Below are 22,186 nucleotides of genomic sequence, written 5' to 3'. Positions count from 1 at the left end.
TATCGCTTGAAATTAACTAATGACTAATGACCAATGACTAACGGCTAAACATACAAGTAGTCGTTCAGCACAGGCTGCATGCCTTCGCTGCTCATGTCGGCGTACATCTTGTCGATGCTGCGGCCATCATTGATTTCGAACTGTTCGTCGCCGCCTTCCCCATCATCGTGACCACTGTATTTGCTTTCGTGGTCGCCGATGCCGGTAGAGACGCCTGCGGAAATCTTCGTGGCGGCGATTTTCACGATGCCATTGCGGAATTCCTTGCTTTCGCGGCTCGAGACCGTGATGCCCACGAACGGAAGGAAGATGCGGTAAGCGCAAAGCACCTGGCAGAGTTCCTTTTCGTGAACGTCAAGCGGGCTGATTTTTTCATTATTCACAATCGGACGGAGACGCGGACAGCTGAGGCTCATTTCGGCATGCGGGTACTTCTTTTGCAAGTAGTAAACATGCAGAGCACTTGCGAGTGCGTCACGGCGGAAGTCCGAAAGTCCAAGAAGTGCCGAGAATCCGCAGCCGCGCATACCGCCCATGAGGGCACGTTCCTGAGAATCGAAGCGGTACGGGAATACGCGCTTATGGCCGAGCAAATGAAGTTGTTCGTAGCGTTTGCGGTCATACGTTTCTTGGAATACCGTCACGTAATCAACGCCACATTCGTGTAAGTACTTGTATTCGTCGACATTCACCGGGTAAACTTCGACGCCGACGAGCTTGAAGTACTTGCGGGCAAGCTTGCAAGCTTCACCGATGTATTCGACACTGCTTTTTGCGCGGCTTTCGCCCGTGAGCAACAAGACTTCTTCCATGCCACTGTCGGCGATGACCTTCATCTCGTGCTCGATCTGTTCCATGTTCAGCTGCATACGCTTGATGTGATTGTAGCAGTTGAAACCGCAATAGACGCAGTAGTTTTCGCAATAGTTCGCGATGTAGAGCGGCGTAAAGAGATAAACGTTGTTGCCGAAATGGCGGCCTGTCTCAATCTTTGCCTTGGCTGCCATCTGTTCGAGGAACGGAGCAGCTGCAGGAGAAAGCAAAGCCTTGAAATCTTCGATAGAGCAAGTGTCGTGCTGCAAGGCAAACTGCACATCGCGTGCGGTGTACTTGGAAGCATCATAGCTTTCAAATGCATCGAGAACCTTGTCGCGAATGTCGGATTGAATCACTTCCATTCCCGGCAAGTATTCCATGATGTCCGTACGGACAGACGGATCTGTTTCGATCCTGTGCTTGCGTTCTAGAGCCGCAGGCGAGAGATTACCAGAATCAAAAAAGTAATTGTTGTCTTTGCGTTCAGCCATCTTAATCCCTCAAGAATCCTGTAAGCGGATCAGATGCCGATGCCCCACGGGAAAGCACACGACCAAGCCCAGCGAGGTAAGCCTTACGGCCCGCTTCGATTGCAAGCTTGAAAGCAGAAGCCATCTGCGTAATGTCGCCCGCTGTTGCAAGAGCGGTGTTAGCCATAATGGCGGCTGCGCCCATTTCCATGGCAGCACATGCTTCGGACGGTTTGCCAATACCCGCATCTACGATAATCGGGAGTTCAATTTCGTCAATCAAAATCTGGATAAAGTCTTTTGTGCAAAGTCCCTTGTTCGAACCAATCGGCGATGCAAGAGGCATTACGGCGGCAGCACCCGCATTCACGAGGTCGCGAGCCACGTTCAAATCCGGGTACATGTAAGGCATCACGACAAAGCCTTCTTTGGCAAGCGTTTCGGTAGCTTTGATGGTTTCGGCATTGTCCGGGAGCAAGTACTTGGTATCGCGCATGATTTCAATTTTCACGAAGTCGCCGCAACCGAGTTCACGGGAAAGTCTTGCAATGCGCACAGCTTCTTCGGCATTGCGAGCGCCCGACGTATTCGGCAAAAGCGTGACGTTTTTCGGAATGTAGTCGAGGATGTTTTCGTGTTCCTTCGTGTTTGCACGGCGAACGGCAAGCGTTACAATTTGAGCGCCTGCATCCTTGACCGCAGCTTCAATGAGCTTGAGGGAATACTTTCCAGAACCGAGAATAAAACGAGAATCAAATTCATGACCGCCAATAACAAGTTTGTCAGAATTCATTTGCATGTCCTTTATGTTAAACTTCTAGACCGGCAATAATCCGGATAATCGTGAGCGCCTCATGCGCTGCGCAAATCTGCACGCGTGGAGCGAGGAGCGCAAGTCCTTGAGTCACGTCGCTCTTGCCATCGCCACAGAGGTAAAAATGTTTTGAAATCTTACGCGTCTTGATAGAATTCGCATCATCCGTGCCTGCCATTCCAGAGGCCGCTACGAGATACTTTTGCGGATACGTTTCAAGCACAGCGTTTACAAGCATCGACTTTGTTTCGGGATTATCGAACGCTTCACATACAACATCAGCATTTGCTACGAACTTGTCGATGTTTTCTTCCGTGATTTTTTCGTCGTATGCTTCAAACTCTGTGTACGGTGCTATTTCTTTCAAATTTTCGACGAGCGCAAACGCTTTAGGCTCTCCAACCTGAGATGCCTTGTACTGCTGGCGTTGCAAGTTCGTCACGTCAACACGGTCAAAATCCACGAGAATGAGCTTCTTGATGCCCGCGCGAGCGAGATTGATGGCGACGTTTGAGCCGAGTCCACCTACACCACAGATGGCAACTGTGGCCTGTTCCAATTTTTGAACGATTTCTTCGCCTTGCTTTTGTACGAGTGCGCGTCGGAACTCTTCCTTGCTCGGGATTCGAACGCTTTCCATCACCCGCCTCCAACAAAGTTCACAACTTCGACGACATCCCCCGCTTCGAGGACGACCTCAGCATACTTTGATTTGGGGACGATTTCCAAATTGCGCTCAACGGCGATGCGCTTTGTATCATAATTTGCGGACGCCAAATATTCGGCAATGGTCATGCCTGCCGCTGCGACGTTTTCACCGTTGATTTTGACTGGATTTGAGTTCAATGGAACCTCCCTACGTTGGCATTATCCAAATCAGGTTCGGTCGAAGTTTTCAACTTCCTCTCAGCCCGTTTTACGAGCTCCCGTAAGCGCAATAAAATTAACTATTGGAGATGTATTTGGCAACTAACTTGGGGCTTTGCCACGCTTTTTCTAAAAGCAAAAATGCCCCGCAGTGCGGAGCATTTTCAAAAGATTATGAGAAGTAAGATTACTTGTCCTTAGCAAATTTCTTAGAGGCGGCCTTGACCTTCGGATCGTTCTGAGCGTCCTTGATTTTCTGCTTGATACCATCTTCGATGGACTTCTTGAGCTTTGCAGCAAGGTTGGGGAAACGATCTTCCAGGGAATCACTAAAGACAGCCGGCTTCTTTGCAGCAGCAGGAGCACCACCCTTGCGCTTGCCGTTGAACGGGCGCTTTTTCTTGGACGGAGCCTTCTTTACTTGAGATTTTTCTTGGGATTTTGTTTCCTGAGGCTTAACTTCTTCTGTGGATTTGACTTCTGCTTCTTCTGCCATATATATACCTCTTGGAAAATTGTTTAAGTTGACGGGCGCAAAGATAGTAAAAAACTATGAAATTGCAAGTGAACACGCTATGGTCCTTAGTTATTAGTCAGTAGTCGTTAGCCAAATTGCCGTACCTTTTGAGGCATCATCAACTATTGACCAATGACTATTGACTAGGTTCTAGATTCAATCCAATGCGCGAGGACGGTGATGTCGGCGGGGCGCACTCCAGGCACGCGGCTAGCCTGTCCAAGCGTTAGCGGCTTGTGGGCGTTGAGGCGCTGGCGGCTTTCAATGCTGATGGCCGTAATGGACATGTAATCGAAGTCCGGCGAGAGCTTGACCTTTTCCATCTTCTTCTGGTCGTCAATTTCGCGTTCCTGGCGGTCAAAGAACCCGGCATAGAGTTCTTCGGCATACATGTACCACTGGTCACGGCGCGTAATTTTAGCATCCGGTGCAGCCACCTTGAAGAACGTTTCGGGATCGATTCCCGGACGGCGGAGCACGTTGATCCAGCGGGTGCGTTCGGAGGCGAGAGCCTGACCGCCCGCTTCAAGAATCGTATTTGCTTCTTCCGGCATTGCGGACGTTTCTGTAAATTGTGTTTTGAGGCTAGCCATGAGGTCACGGCGGCGAGTCCAGTCTTCCCAATCGCGGTCGCTGATCATGCCAATCTTGCGGGCCTTTTCCTTGAGGCGCATTTCGGCATTGTCGCTGCGGAGGAACAGACGGTATTCCGCACGGCTAGTGAACATGCGGTACGGTTCATCGAGCAAAATGTTCACAAGGTCATCGACCATCACGCCGAGATAGCTTTCGGAGCGCCCGAGAATGAACGGTTCCTCGCCCTTGACCTTGAGAGCGGCGTTGATGCCTGCCATAAGACCCTGACCTGCGGCTTCTTCGTAACCGCTTGTGCCGCAGACCTGGCCCGCAAAATAGAGTCCCGGAACGTTCTTGCATTCGAACGTCGGGTATAGCTGCGTTGCATCGACAGAATCATATTCCACAGCGTAACCGATCTGGAGCACTTTCGCGCGGGTAAGGCCCGGAATCGTGTGGATGGCAGCAAGCTGGATGTCTGCCGGCAAACTCGAGCTGAAACCGTTGATGTACACACGCCCGATGTCAGCCTGTTCCGGTTCGAGGAACAGCTGGTGCCCGTCGCGGTCGCCGAAACGGTTGATTTTATCTTCGATACTTGGGCAGTAACGCGGGCCTTTGCCGTGGATACGGCCGCTGAACATCGGGCTATCCTTGAAGCCGCTGCGCAAAATATCGTGCGTCTTGATGTTCGTGCGCGTAATCCAGCAGACGCAATCGTTGCGGATAAACTTGTTAATTTGGTCACCCCAGAACTTGTCGGGAGTGGCACCATCAAAATGGCGGTCGCTCATCGGCCACGGATGCTCGTCGCCATGTTGCACATCGCACTCGTTAAAGTCGATAGAATCCGGATCCAAGCGGCTCGGCGTGCCTGTTTTTAGGCGGCGCAGACGGATGCCGTTCTTTGCCAAACATTCCGAGAGTTTGTCTGCACTCGGCTCGCCCACTCGCCCACCGATGCTCGTTTCAAGCCCGGTGAACATCTTGGAGGCAAGGAATGTTCCGCTCGTCACCACAATCGCACGTGTGATATAGCGGTCGCCATTCAAAAGCGTGAGTTCCAATCGACCGTCGTTCATACGTTCAAACGATGCAAGTTCGCCTTGAATCAGCGTGAGTCCCGGCAAGCTTTCCATCGTCTCGCGGGCAACTTCGCTGTAATACTTCATATCGCATTGTGCACGCGGTCCCCATACGGCAGGACCCTTGCTCATGTTGAGCATGCGGAACTGGATGCCAGCCTTGTCCGTCAAAAGCCCCATGAGACCACCGAGAGCATCGATGTCGCGAACAATTTGGCCTTTAGCAACGCCACCGACTGCTGGGTTGCACGACATTCTGCCGATAGCATTCAAATCCATCGTGAGCATGGCGGTTTTGACACCAATCTTCCATGCGGCATGCGTAGCTTCAATACCGGCGTGACCACCACCGACGACGACAACATCAAATTCTGCGATAATCATAGACTTTTCTTTTGCGATTCAGGCGATATGCGATTTTTCACGCAATTTAGAAATTTATAGGGCTTTCGGCTATATAAAAACGCACTACAAAAAGAACGCATCCCGCGTTACGAGATGCGTTCAAAGGCTATACCGGAACAACGCCCGGCACAAGAAAATTTGGCTTACTTCTTTGCCTTAGCGGACTTGGCGTCCTTCTTGGTTTCCTGCTTTGTTTCAGGAGCCTTGGCGGAATCAGCAGCCGGCTTCTTGACTTCGATCTTCCATTCAACGTTCTTGCCGTTGAGGAGTTCTGCGATTTCCTTCTTCAGGTCATCCTTTTCCTTTTCGAAGGCAGCATACTGCTTGTAAGAGCCATCCGGATTCACGAGATAGACCTTCGGAACGTAGCCATCGCTGTAAAGTTCACCGAACTGGCGAGATTCATCCCAAACGACGCTAATCGTTTCATCGAACTTGGCATCGTCGATAAAGCGACGGATACCCGGTTTGTTGTTTCCACCGCTAGCAATAGAAACAGTCGTGAGACCCTTCTGAGCAAATTCCTTTGCGATTTCGAGAATCTGCGGAGCGGCATGTGCGCAGTGACCGCAAGTTGCAGAGAAGTAGAACATGAGGAGCGGCTTGCCAGCAAAAGCGCTCAAGTCTTCGCCCTTCACCGTAATACCGGAAGCCTTCACGCTGAAGTTCATCTTAGCAGGCATGCCGTTTGCAAGCGTATCACCACGGAGGGAAGCGACTTCGGCCTTGAGCTTTTCTTCTTCAGCCTGCTGCTTCTTGGTCATTTCTTCACGGATTGTCTTCAGCTTTTCGTTGTAGCGATCGCCGACAGCCTTCAAAGAGTCATCCGAAAGAACCATCTTGAATGTCGTGTCGCGAACGCGCTTGCCAGCATCGCGAATACCGAGCACAAAGTATTCTCCATCGAAATCCGTCTGGAACTGGCGACCAATGCTATAGAACTGGTTACCAAACTGAACACCGACGAGGTAGGAGAACTTCTGCTGCAAAGAAGCATCCAAAGTGAGTTTTACATTAGCGTTAGCAACAGCAGGAGCCGGAGTGACCGGTAAAGCCTTGCGGAGCGAATCAACAAGAGCGCGGCGCTGTTCGTCACTCAAATCCTTGGCGGTAGAATCCGGTTGCGTCTTGAAATAGCGTTCACGCATTGCATTCTGGATTTGTTTGCTAACAGAAGCAAGTGTATCCTGAGGGAGCTGAAGCTTTGCGCTCGTGTCTTTCAAGTTTGCAAGACCATCACGGAAACCCTGAACAGTAGCATCTTCGTCGATGCCTTCACCAGACTGCCAAGGAAGATTGGCAAAATTCTGAAGGCCGAACTGGGCACCAAGCATGTAGGCGAATTTCTGGTCATCTGCAGAATCTGGAGCGATAGCAGCTGCTTTAGCAATCGGTTTTTGGGCTTCGCCACAAGCAACCAAGGCAAGGGCGGCTGCACCAAGAGCAATCTTTTTCAGTTTCATTTTTTAGACTCCTAAGTCAAAAAATCATTAGGAATGCACCCATTCCTATTTTCGCGTGTTAATATACATATTTTTAGCGTAGGGAATCACGGACAAAACCTTTTTTAGGCGTTCCTTCGAGTACTTTGAACGAAGTTGAACCGATAACAGCCCCATCCTTGTAAGCCGTTTCCACACGGTATGCCCCTGCGGGGATATTTTTCTTTTTGGAATAACTTCGATAACCAGCCTCTCGCCCACCCCGAATAACCATTCGGCTCGAAGAAATCTTGTCCGTCAATTTAAACTTTCCTGTGGAGGGTTCTTTGTAGTACCAGCGAAATTCAACAGGTGCTTTGAGTTCTGCCGGGCCGTAAACTGAGGACATGAAGTAAATTTCATCGCCATCTTCTTTGTGAATAGTCGACTGAGCAAAACCATTGCGTTGCCAAAAATTGAGTCTATCGGCATCGCACGAGTACGTTTCGTTGTCAAAATTTTTACAGACAATTTGTTGTTTCACGATTAGCGGAACAGGAGGAATCCAGTTGGCTAAATACGCTATGGAAAGGACCAGACTAATCGTTATGGGTGCTATGAGATTCCGTTTTTCATGCTTTGATTTAAACCAAAGTAAATAACAGATGGAGACCGAAACTATCGTGCTGAAAAAGAACCAAAACGTCCCCATCTCATGAACCAAGTGCGGAATTAAAAAATTGAAAAACATCGTCCCAAGTAGACAAAAGAACGCAAGACTTACTCCAAATTTTTCATATTTCTGTTTCAAGAATTCGTTACCGACAAGAAGCGCAACTAGGAATAAAACGATGGTAAAAGACGCGATGGAACCTGAGCTTTTGAAATAGCAAATGACAAGTGCGCTATAAAGGTTCCCAAAACAAAACTGCACAGCCCAAGTCAATCGGTCAACCCAAGAAGACGGCCATTCACGATTTAAAACTCTACTGAAAAATGATGGAAAGTCGTCGAGTTCATCATCTTCATTGATTACACTTTTTGTCGCAATAAAATAAATCGAAACGAGAGCCACTAGATAATAGAACGACAACAAAATTAAGTCTCTTCCATAAACTTTATGCCCAATGGTCATCGAGTCCCAGCTGAACCCGCCCAAAAATGCAATCGCCGGAATGAACTTTTCGATTTTTTGTACCGCGGCTTTTTCCCACAAATGGTTTAAAAATTCCATGACCGTAAGATACAAAATTATAGGAGAACCTGTCATGGAGCATGTGGGGATCCTATATGCAACGCATGCAACAAAAAATTAAAGTGGGAAAAGCAAAATTACTCTAAAAAGCGCTTCATCATCTAAAACAAGCTAAATTATAAATGTTATCAAAAAAGGAGAAATTCATGAAAAAATTTGTTTTGTTGCTTTTGGGGTTAGCGACTTTATTATCCGCAGAAACATTTACTGTTCATTTCTTAATTCCAAATGACAGTTGTTGGATTGAATCAGGAGTCGGACTTGTAATCAATAACGACGTAAACTTACAAGCCATGCAGAAAGACGAAGAATATCCTGGTTGGTATTCGTACAGTTGGGACAAGGCAAACTTGCCGACCTCAGTACTGTTTTATTGCAAAGAAGACAAAGCTTTGGAACACCCTATTGGTTTCAGTAAAATCGGCGCTGATACATTAATGGCTTTTGACGTCAAACTACTTGCAGATTTTTTTGATTTCGAAAACACCAATATTAATGCACTCTATTACATTCCCGATGAAGAATACTACGAAGATGACCTTTGGGGTGTATCCGGTAATTTAACCGATGAAGATCTTCGTCCGCACTGCTACTACACGAAAAAGACTGTTATTCCCGATCCGCCTTATGAATACCCATTCAAGGCAACTGAAGTTTATTACAGCATACTCAATACTTCAGGCGACACCATCCAGACTGAAAAACAAATGACATGTGATGAAAATGAAATTGTGCGTTTCTGCGGTGGAAACATTACTATTCAAACAACGATGTTTCCTGAAGGTGAATACAAGCTTGCTGCAAGAATAAATATAAATGGAGAAGAATTCGACCATACCATAAAATTCGTTTCGAAAAGTGATAACGAAACATTGGATTTAAAAGGACCAAGCAAATCTGTTTCGCAAATCAAAATTCATTCTTCGGGCTTGCAAATTCAAATTTTCAGTTCGGAACCGAATGTGTTTTCCGTATTCAATTCCAAGGGACAAACAATCCAAAAAGGGCGCGTCAATGGTTCAACGAATATCGCCATCATGGCGCCGGGCACCTATTGGGTTAAGGTGGGTTCAGAGACTCGCCGAGTGCAAGTTTTCAATTAGTTTTGATTTGGAGAGCGCTTGTCCGGTAATGGCTTTTTAGCTACATTTACGCCGTAAAATTTTAAAAGGTCATTAACGATGAAACTCTCCAAGTACTTTTACGTCACGCTCCGCGAAACGCCGAGCGATGCCACCATGCCCTCCCACATCTTCCTTATGCGCGGCGGCTACATCAAGCCCGTTTCTACCGGTATCTATTCCATGATGCCGATTGGTTACCGTGTCATCCAGAAGATCGTAAACATCATCCGCGAAGAAATGAACAAGATTGGCGGTATCGAAGTGGACTTGCCGGTGGTGCAGACCGCTGAACTCTGGAGCGAATCTGGTCGTTATCAGGCTATTGGCGAAGAACTCCTCCGCTTCAAGGACCGCAACAACCACAACATGGTGCTCGCCATGACGCACGAAGAAGCCATGACCGACCTCGTGCGCTACGTGCTCAACAGCTACAAGCAGCTGCCGGTGATGCTCTACCAGTTCAAGACCAAGTACCGTGACGAAGCCCGTGCCCGTGGCGGCCTTATCCGTGTCCGCGAATTCTTGATGAAGGATGCTTACAGCTTCCACACCAGCCAGGAAGACCTCGACCGTCACTACCAGGAAGAATACGACGCCTATCTCCGCATCTACCGTCGTGTGGGCATTGAACCGGTGGTGGTGCAGAGCGATACAGGTATCATGGGCGGTAAAGTCGCTCACGAATTCATGCTCGATACTCCGAACGGCGAAGACTACTTGATTCTCTGTAAGAAGTGCGGCTACCAGGCCAACCGCGAAATCGCGAAGTTCCAGCGCGTGCCGTTCAAGGGCGACGAAAATGCCGCTCTCGAAAAGGTCGCTACTCCGAACAGCGAAAGCATCGAAGAAATCACCAAGTTCCTGAATGTTCCGGCCGAATCGACAGCCAAGTGCGTGTTCTTCGACTTCGAAGGCAAGCTCATCACGGTCGTGGTTCCGGGTAACCTCGACGTTTCCGAAATCAAGCTCCACAACCTCTTGAAGGCCAAGGAACTCTATCCGGCAGAAGACAGTCTCATCAAATCTTGCGGCATGGTTCCGGGCTTTGCATCCCCGATCAATTCTCACGACACCCGCATCATCGTGGACGAAGCCATCGCAGATTCCTTCGATCTCGTCACGGGCGCAAACGAAGAAGGCTTCCACTTCAAGCATTGCAACCCGAAGCGCGACTTCCCGAAATTCGAAGTGGCCGACATTGCCGAAGCTTCCGAAGTCTGCAAGTGCCCCTGCTGCGGTGAACTCCTCACGGAAACCCGCGGTATCGAAATGGGTAACATCTTCAAGCTCGGTACCAAGTTCTCTGAATCCATGGGCGCCAAGTTCCTCACCGCCGAAAAGACGACTGCTCCGGCGATCATGGGCTGCTACGGCATCGGCGTGGGCCGCTTGATGGCATCCGTCGTGGAAAACAGCCACGATGACTTCGGACCGATTTGGCCCAAGTCCATCGCTCCGTTCCAGGTGGAAATCGTCCCCATCGGCAAGGAAGCCGAACTCATGGAACTCGCTGAAAAGTTCGAAAAGGAACTCGAAGCCGCAGGCATTGACGTGCTCGTGGACGACCGCGACGAACGTCCGGGCGTGAAGTTCAAGGACGCTGACCTCTGGGGTTCTCCGGTGCGTATCGCCATCGGCAAGAAGGGCCTCGCAAACGGCGAAGTTGAATGGAAGTTCCGCAACGAAAAGCAGTTCACCATGGTCAAGGTCGAAGACGTCATCGCCAAGGCGAAGGAATACTTCGCTGAGTAAACGTGTCATTCCCGCCTTGAGCGGGAATCTCCTTTTTTAAAAATTGCAAGCCTGCTTTACGAGCAGGCTTTTTTCTTTGCTCTATTGCCCCATCCCTGTAAAATTGATTATCTTATAAACGTATGATGAACTCTATTGACTGGTCTGTGGGCTGGTGCTATGTCTGCACCGTGCTCTTACTTTTATTGATTGTCACCATTTTGCTGTTGCTCGATTATTGGAAAAGGCAAAGGCTTTATACGCTTTTCTCGGGCAACCTTGGTGAGTTCATCGTTGTACTGTCTGACAAATTCGAATTTATCAGTTCGCTTCCGCAGTTCATGTCAGACCCGCTCTTTGACAACTTGAGCAAGGACCGCCTATTCCGAGACATTCTGCCACCCAAAGACTGGGCTCGCCTAAAATTGTACTTTGACGATATTGATAAGCACCCCGAAATGCCTTTCATGTTCTCGTACAAACGCGACGACGGTACGATGCTTTGGTTTGAAATGCGATGCCAACACAAGCGCCTTTCAATGGACGAATCGCGTTATATTTGCTTGATTAAAAACATTTCAAACACCGTTGAAAACCAGCATCGCCTGGATGAAGCCGAAACAAAGCTCAAATCTTTGCTCCGCAATACCGGCGACTTCCTGTGGAAATTCGATTTTGAAAGCCGCCAGCTCTTTTTGCTCACGCCAATGATGGACGATGACTACCGCGACGTACCCCGTTCTGGCGGTGTTGTCGATATTGAATCGCTCATGCCAGAAGATGACTTCAAGTTGCTCGAACGTGTGATGAACGAATGCATGATGAAAGCTGGTGGCGAAGCCGCTTATGATGACAAAGGGCACCTGCTTGACGAACTGAGCCAGCTCAACCGCCTTGCCAACGAAAACGCACGATTCGGCACTCTCAAAATCCGTTGCTGGAACAGTGAAAAGAACCTCGTGTGGTACGACTTCCGCGGTCACCTCGCCCCTGATGACGAAGACCGCATCGTGATGATGGGTTCTGCCCGCCGCGTCGAAACCTCACCTGAAATTCCGTTCCTCATGAAGAGCGGCATTGAAGAATCTCTAATAAATTCACTATTCAATTTCCCGAACATCGGTATTTTCTGGGTCGACCGCAACTTTACCATTCTTGGATGCAACAACGCCTTTGCCACAGACTCTGGATTTGCCAAAACAGACGAAGTTGTCAATCAATCTTTGAAAGATGTCATCTCCGTCAAGTTCCTCCCCTATTACGATTCCATGATCAAGGACGTTTTTGACAACGGCTCGCCCAAAAGCTGGAAGGGCAAATTTGACGATAGCGATTTGATTTGCACCATCAACGTGGTCCCCATGCTTAAATCGCTCCTCAAGTCCGGCTATACCGTGAGCCGTGTACTTTGCGTCTACATGCGAATTTCGGGATAAAACTTCTTTAAGTATAAATTCACAATTCCATTGCAAAGCAATGGAATTTTTTATAAAAAACACCAGCCTCGTGAGAGACTGGCGTCTAAAATTCCGAATTTGGATTAAATTATAAAATCCACCATTAGTGACAATTGGTCTGCCTTATAGGTGTAATTTCGACTATAGCGAGTTTCTATGCCTACAGTTTGATTGCTTAATGGGAATGAAAAGTACACCCCTCCGCCAAATTCATAGTAGTATGAACTACCGAAACGGCTTGATGGGTAAACACCCCGATACTCCGTAAATGGAGCAAGAGTTCTTGAAAAATGTTGGGTCAATCCTAAAGTTCTTTCTTTGCCCAATTTGATTTGCTCAATGACGCTCGCTCCGAAACCAAATTTTTCGCTGAATATATTGGAATTTTTATCCCCCATCCATTCAAAAAGAGACAATAGAGGGAATATATTGGACCAAAGCATTGTTCCAAAGTGCTCGGATGCAAAACCGACGTATCCAAAAGGACATTGCATTTGAAACCCAAAACCATAAGCCAGATAACCATATCTTAAACTTGCTTGTATAGTAAAAGCTGCATTCAGTTCGTCATTGAGACTATGGTTGTTGTTTGTTTGTTCGACATTTATCGAGCCCAACGTTAAAAGACTAATTCCTGCTTGAACATTTGTTTTAAGAGTATCTTGAGATGTTGTCTGCTTTTTGGTTGTCATGAAAGCAACCGCTGAAGGCGGATGCGTTGCACAGCCAACCGTAAAAAATAAAACAGCCAAGCCCAACAAAACTTTCAATAACATATAATTCATGATGTTAAATATAACCTAAAAAGGTATTACTTAAACAAAAAGTCCGCTTCACAAGAAGCGGACCTTAAATCCCAAATTTGGATTAGAACCGAATTATCGTTTCAAGAAACGCAGAGAGCCTAGCGAGAGCAGGAAAGATCGCCCGTAGCGTAGTTTCCTACGTGAGGGCGAGATTGACGAACTATCGCGACGGCTATATGAGTTTCTTAACCCAAGGTGACTTCGACCTTGTGCACACCCTTCGTAAAGATCGGGGCGACGTTGGAATCAATTTCCTGACCGTCAACGACCATCTTTGCGACACCCTTGCAGATGTGATCCGGGTTCTTCACGGAGATCTGGTAGGTAGCACCACGGAACTTACGGGTAGCTTCGAAGCCATCCCATGCGCTCGGGATGCAAGGATCAACGACGAGACCGGTGAAGCTTGCGCGGATACCGAGGATGAACTGCGTTGCAGCCTGGTACGTCCAAGTAGAAGTACCGGAGAGCCATGCGTTACGGCCCATACCGAACTGCTTGTGTTCGTCACCGAGGATGTTCTGCGGATAGCAGTACGGTTCAGATTCGAACACGTCGAGGATGTCATTCTTGGAAGCCGGATTAATCTGGTTGTAGTACTGGAAAGCGTTATCGCCACGGCCGAGGATCGTTTCGGCGATCATCACCCACGGGTTCGTGTGGAGGAAGATACCGCCGTTTTCCTTTGCTCCAGGAGGATAGGTGGAGATGCCACCGACAGCCGGTTCAAAGCCACGGTAACCCGGAGTAGAGCTCTTCACACCGTACTTGGTGTTGAGGAGCTTGTTCAAGCTGTCCATACCCTGCACAGCGCGGTCGCCGAAAGCAATGCCGGAGATGACCGGCCAGGACTGACCGTTGCAGTAAATCTTGCCGTACTTGGCAGAAGAAACACCGTAACCGTTGCCGTCCTTGTCAAACCAACGAGTCCACCACTTGCCGTCCCAAGCGCTATCGTTGAATGCCTTCTTGACATCTTCGTACCAGCCCTTGTACATTTCAACGGCTTCCTTGTCGCCGAGAGCTTCTTCAATGCCCATCATTTCGAGCAAAGCCTTTGCGTACAAAGCAGTGTTGAACGTAGATTCAGCACCGAGCGGGAGGTTCATGCAGTCGTTCCAGTCAGCGAAGCCGAGGAGCGGCAAATTGTGCTGACCGAGGTGTTCACGAGTGAACTGGAGAGCGCGCTTCAAGTGTTCGAGAATCGTGCCTTCCGGACGTTCGCCACGCTTCTTGCCAGGAACGTAGAACGGCTGCTTTTCGTTGAGGAGTTCCATCTTGCCGGTTTCCTTGAGGTAGGAAGCGACAGTGAGGACGATCCAGAGATGGTCATCGCCGTACCAGTCGGCATACATCGGATTGCCATCGGCATCAAGGACGCCAGCCTTTTCGCGGGAGTCACCGGCGTTAGCTTCGTTACCCGTGTCTTCAGCAAGAGCGAGCGGAGCGTACTGATGCATAGCGTTACCTTCCGGACGCTGCACGGAGATGAGGTTCTTCGTAAGAACGAGAGCTTCTTCAGGCATGTGGCTCATAACGCCCATGAGGTCCTGAGTAGAGTCACGGTAACCGATACCGCGGCTGGTGCCGTAGCCCAACTGATAGAGGGACAAGTAGCGGCTCCAGTTCTTGGTGGTGTGGCACTGACGCGGGTTGTGCACGTTTACCATCGTGTTGAAGGAAGCATCCGGGGTCTTGACCTGGATCGTGGAGAGGTAGTTTTCCCAGAACTTTGCGAGTTCTTCGAAAGCCTTGTCCACGTTCTTGAGATCGCGGTACTTCTTGATAGCCTTAGCTGCAACCTTGAGGCTCTGTTCCTGACCGAGCTGGGTGCAGGTACGGAAAGTCTTCTTGGCAGCGATCTTGCCAGCGTGGATCATGAGAGCGGCAATGTTGTCGCCACGGTCGCATTCGCTGTTAGCAAGTTCCTTGTTCTGGAGGCTGAGCGGATTTGCCCAAGAACCCATTTCGTTATGGCCGAGGAATACGCGGCGGTCACCATCGAAGGAACCAACCTTGCAGTCAGCAGTAACGTAGTTCACAGCGTAGTCACGCTTCATGTAAGCGTACTGTTCCAAAACGACGTGGCCGTCCTTTTCCCAGTGGCCCTTGAGGGTCATGGTCTGCGGAACCCAGTCGGCGTTCGTGAGCTGCTTTTCAGCTTCGAAGTGGCTGAATTCATAAACCGGGATGATGTCCACTTCCTTAGCGCCACCGGCAATGTTCGTCACCTGGATGTCCTGGAGGAGAGTGTTGGAGCCCGTCGGAACGAAAATCGTGACCTGCACGCGGAGACCGAAAGCTTCGGCAATCCAACGCATGTAGGAAAGACCCACGTGGCATTCCCACTTGTCCATTTTGGTCAAAGTCGGAACGTAGAACGGGGAGAAAATCTTGTAGCTCTTGCCATCCTTGATACGGATGTAGATAGTGCTGGCCTTGAAGTCAGAGCACGGCATCTGTGCAATGTACTTGGTGATACGGTTGAGAGCCGGGTCGCCTTTGCAAACGAGAGTGCCGCCGGTCGTATCGACGATACCGCCGAAATTGAGAGTACCGACGTAGTTGCACCACTTGATCGGGGTTGCCGGGGTGGTGAGCACGTATTCTTTTGCAGCGTCATCAAAGTAACCATACTTCGGGGCAGCGACCTTAGCGGTCTTCTTTGCCGGGGCCTTCTTTGCAGCGCTCTTCTTCACTGTTTTTGTAGCCATTTTATCTCCGTTAGAGAGGGGGGGGTTAGTTAAATTCGGAAGTAGGAATTAGGAATCCGGAATTGTGAATCTGATATTCGATGTTCTGAACTCGTTAATTTCCTTCAAATTTTGCGGGTAAATATAGTTTTTAGTTGGTAGAATTTAGTTGATAGAACTTAGAGAACGTCTTTAATTCCGTCATTCTGAGCAAAGCGAAGAATCCAGTCAAAGAAAGCACTGGATCCTTCCACCTACGGTGTCAGGATGACGAGCACTCGTCTAAGCTCTATTCATCAAACTTTTCGAAATCGCGGTTACCGAAATTGATATAGAAGTATCCTCCGAGTTTCTTGCTGCGGACCGGGTCACGCAAAATGCCGATGGCGGCACGCACGTACTTGAGTTCCACCAAGATGTGGTCGCGGCTCATGCAGTTGAGGAACGGTCCTTCCGGGTAAAGCGTCGGGCGTGGTTCTTCGGCAATCATCTTTTCAAGATTTTCAATTTCCTGAACCAGTCTACGTTCATGCACTTCGAGCGTGCGGATAACTTCTTTGTTTTCGGCTCCATAAAGGAATGCAAAACCAAGCGTACGCGGATCGTCGTTGAAACCGGTCAAATGCTTGAGGACTTCCTTGCGCAGCACTTCCCTACCCTTGTCCGTGATGTTGAACACCATGCGTTCTGGGCGGTTTCCGTCGCGTTCGGAATGACCGACAATGCATTCATTCTTTTCGAGCGTTATCAGTCTATTATAAACGGTCGAAGTGCTAATCTTAGCCCAGCGGTCAAGTTCACGATCACGAATTTCCGTGATGATATCGTACCCACTGCGTTCGTGTTCCAGAATGAGGCCGAGCAATACAAGATCGTAACGGTTCATTTAAATTCCTTGATTTTGCTAGTATTCCAAGTTGGAATAATTGACTAACAAGAAAATTACATTATTTTCGCGGAAAAGAAACAATATGATGTAAAAATTCGGAAAATTTTTGAATTTAGTCCCGTAAATCCGCAAATACTCTTTTTTTAGGCAACTCTCCATTCTTATTGGGATAATTAGTTTATATTTCTATTGGTTGCTAGTAGATATTGGGGAGCTTTGTGCAGACTATTCAGAAAATAAAAAGAAAAAACAATCGATTAAAATTTTCGATTATAAGGTTTGCACCTCTTATTCTCGTTGTCTATTTGATCATCGAGGCTTTTGCAGCGTTCCAAAAAGAAGACAAAAGCGCGGTTACAGCTCGCAATAGGGACTATATCAAGGATATCACCCTAGCGATGGCTAATAAGCTCGACGATATTTTTTCCAATTCTCTCAAGTCTGTCGAAGCGCTAGCCAAGCTCAGTTCAAACGATATTCGAGACGGTCAAATGAGTTCCGTATTCCTGGCGGAACTTGAAAAGTTGATTCAATTTGACCATTTGATCTTTGCGGATTCTAGCGGAATGGCTATAAAGACTTCTGGTCAAAAGGTTTATGTGGGCAATAAGTGGGCTTTTACCGACGGCATGAAAGGAAACAGCGGAATTTACGTGGCTATGCCCACCAATACTACAATTGCATCTGTCGGCTTTTACGCTCCTGTGATTGTCGATAGAAAAATAGTTGGTCTGCTATTCTCGTCATTTGACGAAAACACCATCAAGAGATTGCTTGATTACAAGGTTTTTGGCGCACATGCTTCCGCTGGCATTATCAACACGGAAGGCAAAAATCTCATCGCTCTTGAGACCATGAAAATACAGCAAACTTCGATTCAAGGTCTCCCCAAGGATAACTTCAAGAATTTCCTTTACACCTCTAAGTTCGATGAAGAAAACAGAAATAAGATTATATACGCCTACACAACGCGAAGCCCGTCCAGCTACCAGTTCAAAGGAGAAAACGATGAAATCCAGGGCTACATCGCTCCGCTACACTCGGTTCCTTTAAGTGTTTATTCCAACTTCCCCACTGAAGCCGCAAATGCCCTTTATACCATGGGCATCAAAGCGGGGCGCATGCTCCAGTTTTTGCTCATTTGCATATTCGCAGGTTATATCGTCTATCTCATGATTGTACAACTGTTGATAAGGCGTAACGAAGCCCGGCAGAATCGTATGGCGAACTATATCGCCATAGCCGAAAATACAATCGCAAGAGCCATGATTTACGTGGATGCCGAGAATGGAACATTCGAAGACCTCTCTATCATGCCAATGCCGTTTCCCAAAAACGGACGCTTGGATGATCTTGTTGAAGGGTTTATCAGATTCAACGACGACATGCAGAATGGCGACGACTTTAGGACCTTCTTTAATGTAACCATAAAGAATCGCAAAGTTCTCAATTATATTCCAAGTGTCGTATTCTGTAGCCTACAACCCAATGAAAAAAAAGAATACATAACCATGGTGTATATTCCTGTCGAAGTAAAAAATAACGTTGTTCATAAAGGAATTATTTTATTTAGAAATATTACCACCGAGAAATCTAAAGAAATTGAAGCAAACCGCAAGCTTTCGCAAGCATTGAACGCCGCCCGCGAAGCAAGTAATGCCAAGACGACATTCTTGTTCAACATGTCACACGACATTCGCACTCCGATGAATGCGGTCATGGGATTCACGGCTATGGCGAAAAAACATATCGAAGAAAAAGAAACCGTCAAAAAATACTTGGATAAAATCGATATCGCCGGTAAGCAGCTTTTGTCTCTTGTGAACCAAGTTCTTGAAATGTCCCGTATTGAATCCGGCAAGATTATCCTGAGCGAACAAAAGTGCAACCTCGAAAATATCATCAAGGCTTTGTCGACAACGTACGGTTCGCACGCCGAAACAAAGGGCATTCTGTTTACAGCGACTATCACGAACATCGAACACAAGTTTGTCCTTGTCGATGGCGACCGCATCAATCAAATTGCGGCAAACATCATCGGAAACGCCATCAAGTACACGAATGAAAATGGAACCATCATGTGTACACTCGAAGAGCAAAAATGCGACCGGGATGGCTACGGGATTTACGCTTTTACTGTTGAAGACTCAGGCATTGGCATGAGCTCTGAATTTTTGGAGCACATTTACGACGAATTTACACGCGAAAGTTCCACAACGGTCAGCCGTATCCAAGGCACCGGTCTTGGCATGACCATCGTGAAAAAGCTCACAGACATCATGGGTGGCACAATCAAAATCGAATCCAAGAAAGGACAAGGTACAAAGATTGTCGTGAGCATCCCAATGAAGTGGTGCCAGGAATTGAAGACCGAAGTCACAGAACAGAAAACCATTACGACAATCCCGCTTAAGGGAATGAAGGTGTTGCTCGTTGAAGATAACGAAATGAACCGCGAAATCGCCGAAGAAATCCTGACCGAAAACGGACTCATCGTCGATACTGCAACTGATGGCGATATAGCCGTCGATAAAGTGCGTAAAGCTGCACCTGGCGATTATGAACTCATCTTGATGGACGTGCAGATGCCCCGCATGAACGGCTACGATGCGACCAAGGCTATCCGCAAGCTAGAGGATTCGCAAAAGTCTAGAATTCCAATTATCGCCATGACAGCAAATGCTTTTGAAGAAGACAAGAAAAACGCACTTGACGCGGGCATGAACGGGCACCTCGCCAAGCCGATTGAAGTCCAAAAACTTATCCAAATGTTGACTAATTTTAGGCAAAGTTAAACAAGTGGAAAAATATTTGTTATAATAAATGATATAAGACAAGGAGATAAATATGAAAACCAAATTCTCACGCTTCGCAATATCGCTCGCTGTTGCAGGTGCATTTGCTCTTGTGGCAACGACATTCACCGGCTGCTCGATTTTCAAAAAGCTTCAGGCAGCTAAAGTCCTCATCCAAACAAAGATGGAGTATAAGGACCTCACCTTTGATAACGTCGATGTCTATGATGACGTCATGGAACTCGTGAATACCGGAATGGACGGTTTCTTGCCGAACCCGAAGGCAGTCATGTTGGTCAAGGACTTGTCCCAGAACATCATCAACAAGAGCCTTGGTAATGCTAACTTTGACGTTTACATGAACGCCAACAACACGACCAAGGACACCTTGTGGATCAACAAGCTCCAGATCGAAATCAAGTTCGATACGCTTGTGACGGTTCCGCTTACTCTGAAAGATACCATCAGACTTGCTCCGGGCGACAACGACCTGCACTTCAACGCAGCATTCCCGCTTGATGCAAACGTCTTTAAGATTAACGAAATCAAGTATTACGGCATTGCAGGCTTTATCGACGTATCCCTCACCGAAGGGGGCGAATCGGTTTCTCAGGACTTCGATATCAAGAAAGATGTCCAGCCTGAAGATGTCGAAAAGCTCCAGAACCTCGTCCGCGACAGATTGTTTGATCTTCTCGTGAACAAATGGCTCGGAAAAATTATTAAATAATAACACATGAAAAAACGTACCTTTGTTCCGGAGAATTTGAATCCGGATGATGAAAAAGAAATCTCTAGACTATATCGCGCTCTTTTGCAGCGCGATATTCCTGTAAACGTCGAACCGCTCCGTCAATGGATTTTAGACTGGAGCGAACTGGAATCGGTTCTTGGCGAAGTGAGCTGCAGACGCTATGTCGCCATGACGTGCGATACCCGAGACGAGAAAGCAGCCAAGGCTTATTCAGATTTTGTTGAAAACATTCAACCGCTCATGATTGAATACGACAACAAACTGAATAGGAAGCTCATGGCACACCCGTCCAAGGACGCTCTTAAGGGCGAATTTGGTGAATGGCTCAAGGGTGTACAAGTTTCTTTGGACTTGTTCTCCCCCGCGAACATTCCACTTGAAACCGAAGAGAACAAAGCGATTCAGGCATACCAGAAAATCACTGGTGGCATGAGCGTCGAGTTCGACGGCGAGATCAAGACCATGCAGCAGCTCGCTGCCTATATGGAAAAGACCGACCGCAATCTTCGTGAACGCGCCTGGCGTGCTATGTGGGAACGCCGCCTCCAGGACAAAGATGCGTTAGACCAATCTTACGATAAGTTGTTTGAAATTCGCAAGCAGATTGCCAAAAACGCAAACTGCAAGGATTTCATCGACTACATCTTCCTTGCAAAACACCGTTTTGACTACACTCCTGCCGATTGCGAAGCATTCCACGAAAGCATCGAGAAGCTTGTTCTCCCGTTGCAGAAGGAAATGTACAAGCGTCGCGCCAAGAAAATGGGGCTCGAACGTTTGCGCCCGTGGGACTTGGATGTCGACCCGCTGAGCAGACCGCCTCTTAAGCCGTACCAGAGCGGTGATGAACTTATCGAAAAAGTCGATTCCATTTTTGAAAGCATCCATTCGCAAGCCGGTAAATGGGCTCGTGAAATGCAGGCGAAAAAGCTTATCGATCCGGATTCCAGACTGGGCAAGGCTCCAGGAGGATACCAGATCGGTTTTGACGAAAGCCGCCTCCCCTTCATTTTCATGAATTCCGCCAATACGGACCGCGACATTTATACGCTGTTGCATGAATCAGGCCATTCGTTCCATCAGTTTGCTCTCGCAAACCAGCCGATTTTCGCTTACCGCGATGTTCCTGCTGAATTTGCAGAAGTTGCAAGCATGAGCATGGAACTCATCGGCATGTCGAACCTTAAGCCGTTCTATGGTGACGACCATGAAGCGATTGTCCGCAGCACTGAAGGCGAACTTGCCGATGTGATTTGGTTGTTCCCGTGGGTGGCTAGTATCGACAGTTTCCAGCATCGTCTGTACAACTTCCCGACTCATACCGCCGAAGACCGCAGCGATATCTGGAACGAAATCATGGACCGCTACGATGCCGGTGTGGACTATAGTGGACTTGAAGCAGTTCGCCGCAACCTTTGGCAAAAGCAACTTCATTTATTCGAATGCCCGTTCTATTATATAGAATATGGTATCGCACAGATTGGCGCTTTGCAGGTCTGGGCAAACTTCAAGAAGGATCCGCAGAAGGCTATCGACGATTTGTTCAAGGCAGAAAGCCTAGGCAGCAGCCGTCCGATTCCAGAACTCTTCGCGACAGCAAACATCAAGTTTGATTTCACGCCCAAAACGCTGGAACCCTTGATGCAGGTGGTCTGGGACGAACTCAGTAAGCTGTAGGGCTGTATTTGCGGCTAAAAAATCTTAAAAGCTC

At 48.0% G+C, this 22,186-nt stretch carries 17 protein-coding genes and 1 riboswitch; of the genes, 6 read left to right on the top strand and 11 right to left on the bottom strand.

Annotated features, from left to right (window positions below):
* Window positions 1-44 precede the first annotated feature (44 nt).
* From thiH to B9Y77_RS02495, 8 genes are all read right to left on the bottom strand, one after another.
* Window positions 45-1,307 carry a 2-iminoacetate synthase ThiH gene (thiH, locus tag B9Y77_RS02530; RefSeq protein ID WP_085490345.1) on the bottom strand — a complete coding sequence of 421 codons (1,263 nt, stop codon included), beginning with the start codon at window positions 1,305-1,307 and terminating at the stop codon, window positions 45-47.
* Window position 1,308: 1 nt separating this feature from the next.
* Window positions 1,309-2,079, bottom strand: a complete 771-nt coding sequence (locus tag B9Y77_RS02525; protein WP_085490344.1) for a thiazole synthase — start codon at window positions 2,077-2,079, stop codon at window positions 1,309-1,311.
* Window positions 2,080-2,095: 16 nt separating this feature from the next.
* The gene (gene thiF, locus B9Y77_RS02520; protein ID WP_085490343.1) at window positions 2,096-2,740 is read right to left on the bottom strand and encodes a thiamine biosynthesis protein ThiF; all 645 of its coding nucleotides are present in this window, start codon (window positions 2,738-2,740) and stop codon (window positions 2,096-2,098) included.
* On the bottom strand, window positions 2,740-2,946 hold the full coding sequence (gene thiS, locus B9Y77_RS02515) for a sulfur carrier protein ThiS (RefSeq protein ID WP_014545015.1): 207 nt from the start codon (window positions 2,944-2,946) through the stop codon (window positions 2,740-2,742). The genes thiF and thiS overlap by 1 nt, the downstream gene beginning before the upstream one ends.
* Window positions 2,937-3,040, bottom strand: a riboswitch (TPP riboswitch). (Overlaps the previous gene by 10 nt.)
* Before the next feature lie 114 nt (window positions 3,041-3,154).
* A complete protein-coding gene (locus tag B9Y77_RS02510) occupies window positions 3,155-3,463 on the bottom strand; it encodes a hypothetical protein (RefSeq protein ID WP_014545014.1) in 309 nt (102 codons plus the stop codon).
* Between the two features lie 164 nt (window positions 3,464-3,627).
* Window positions 3,628-5,529, bottom strand: coding sequence for a tRNA uridine-5-carboxymethylaminomethyl(34) synthesis enzyme MnmG (gene mnmG, locus B9Y77_RS02505; RefSeq protein WP_085490342.1), 1,902 nt, complete (start codon window positions 5,527-5,529; stop codon window positions 3,628-3,630).
* A 164-nt stretch (window positions 5,530-5,693) separates the two neighbouring features.
* Window positions 5,694-7,013: an FKBP-type peptidyl-prolyl cis-trans isomerase N-terminal domain-containing protein gene (locus B9Y77_RS02500; RefSeq protein ID WP_085490341.1), complete on the bottom strand. Its 1,320-nt coding sequence runs from the start codon at window positions 7,011-7,013 to the stop codon at window positions 5,694-5,696.
* A 73-nt stretch (window positions 7,014-7,086) separates the two neighbouring features.
* Entirely contained in the window at window positions 7,087-8,205 is a 1,119-nt protein-coding gene (locus B9Y77_RS02495; RefSeq protein ID WP_085491419.1) for a DUF2914 domain-containing protein, read from the bottom strand.
* 167 nt (window positions 8,206-8,372) lie between these two features.
* Here B9Y77_RS02495 and B9Y77_RS02490 point away from each other — a divergent pair, with 167 nt between their 5' ends.
* The 3 genes from B9Y77_RS02490 to B9Y77_RS02480 all read left to right on the top strand — a co-directional run bounded on the left by B9Y77_RS02490 (window position 8,373) and on the right by B9Y77_RS02480 (window position 12,517).
* Complete coding sequence (locus B9Y77_RS02490) at window positions 8,373-9,329, top strand: hypothetical protein (protein ID WP_139829240.1); 957 nt, start codon at window positions 8,373-8,375, stop codon at window positions 9,327-9,329.
* 78 nt (window positions 9,330-9,407) lie between these two features.
* Complete coding sequence (locus B9Y77_RS02485) at window positions 9,408-11,102, top strand: proline--tRNA ligase (RefSeq protein WP_014545010.1); 1,695 nt, start codon at window positions 9,408-9,410, stop codon at window positions 11,100-11,102.
* A gap of 122 nt (window positions 11,103-11,224) precedes the next feature.
* The gene (locus B9Y77_RS02480; RefSeq protein ID WP_085490339.1) at window positions 11,225-12,517 is read left to right on the top strand and encodes a PAS domain-containing protein; all 1,293 of its coding nucleotides are present in this window, start codon (window positions 11,225-11,227) and stop codon (window positions 12,515-12,517) included.
* A gap of 104 nt (window positions 12,518-12,621) precedes the next feature.
* On the opposite strand, the gene B9Y77_RS02475 is transcribed toward B9Y77_RS02480, so the two are convergent.
* The 3 genes from B9Y77_RS02475 to B9Y77_RS02465 all read right to left on the bottom strand — a co-directional run bounded on the left by B9Y77_RS02475 (window position 12,622) and on the right by B9Y77_RS02465 (window position 16,923).
* Window positions 12,622-13,323 carry a hypothetical protein gene (locus B9Y77_RS02475; protein WP_085490338.1) on the bottom strand — a complete coding sequence of 234 codons (702 nt, stop codon included), beginning with the start codon at window positions 13,321-13,323 and terminating at the stop codon, window positions 12,622-12,624.
* Between the two features lie 206 nt (window positions 13,324-13,529).
* The gene (locus B9Y77_RS02470; protein WP_085490337.1) at window positions 13,530-16,058 is read right to left on the bottom strand and encodes a glycoside hydrolase family 94 protein; all 2,529 of its coding nucleotides are present in this window, start codon (window positions 16,056-16,058) and stop codon (window positions 13,530-13,532) included.
* Window positions 16,059-16,326: 268 nt separating this feature from the next.
* Window positions 16,327-16,923, bottom strand: coding sequence for a PadR family transcriptional regulator (locus B9Y77_RS02465; protein ID WP_014545006.1), 597 nt, complete (start codon window positions 16,921-16,923; stop codon window positions 16,327-16,329).
* Between the two features lie 401 nt (window positions 16,924-17,324).
* Between B9Y77_RS02465 and B9Y77_RS02460 the strand changes: the two genes are divergently transcribed.
* The 3 genes from B9Y77_RS02460 to B9Y77_RS02450 are packed head-to-tail and all read left to right on the top strand — an operon-like array spanning window position 17,325 to window position 22,152.
* Complete coding sequence (locus B9Y77_RS02460) at window positions 17,325-19,721, top strand: response regulator (RefSeq protein ID WP_139829239.1); 2,397 nt, start codon at window positions 17,325-17,327, stop codon at window positions 19,719-19,721.
* Between the two features lie 52 nt (window positions 19,722-19,773).
* Window positions 19,774-20,451, top strand: coding sequence for a hypothetical protein (locus B9Y77_RS02455; RefSeq protein ID WP_085490335.1), 678 nt, complete (start codon window positions 19,774-19,776; stop codon window positions 20,449-20,451).
* A gap of 6 nt (window positions 20,452-20,457) precedes the next feature.
* On the top strand, window positions 20,458-22,152 hold the full coding sequence (locus B9Y77_RS02450; RefSeq protein ID WP_085490334.1) for a M3 family oligoendopeptidase: 1,695 nt from the start codon (window positions 20,458-20,460) through the stop codon (window positions 22,150-22,152).
* Window positions 22,153-22,186: the final 34 nt, after the last annotated feature.

It is taken from the genome of Fibrobacter sp. UWB13 (assembly GCF_900177805.1).
GTDB lineage: Bacteria > Fibrobacterota > Fibrobacteria > Fibrobacterales > Fibrobacteraceae > Fibrobacter.
Note: the sequence above shows the minus strand (reverse complement) of the source record. Positions and strands in the feature narration are given on the sequence as shown.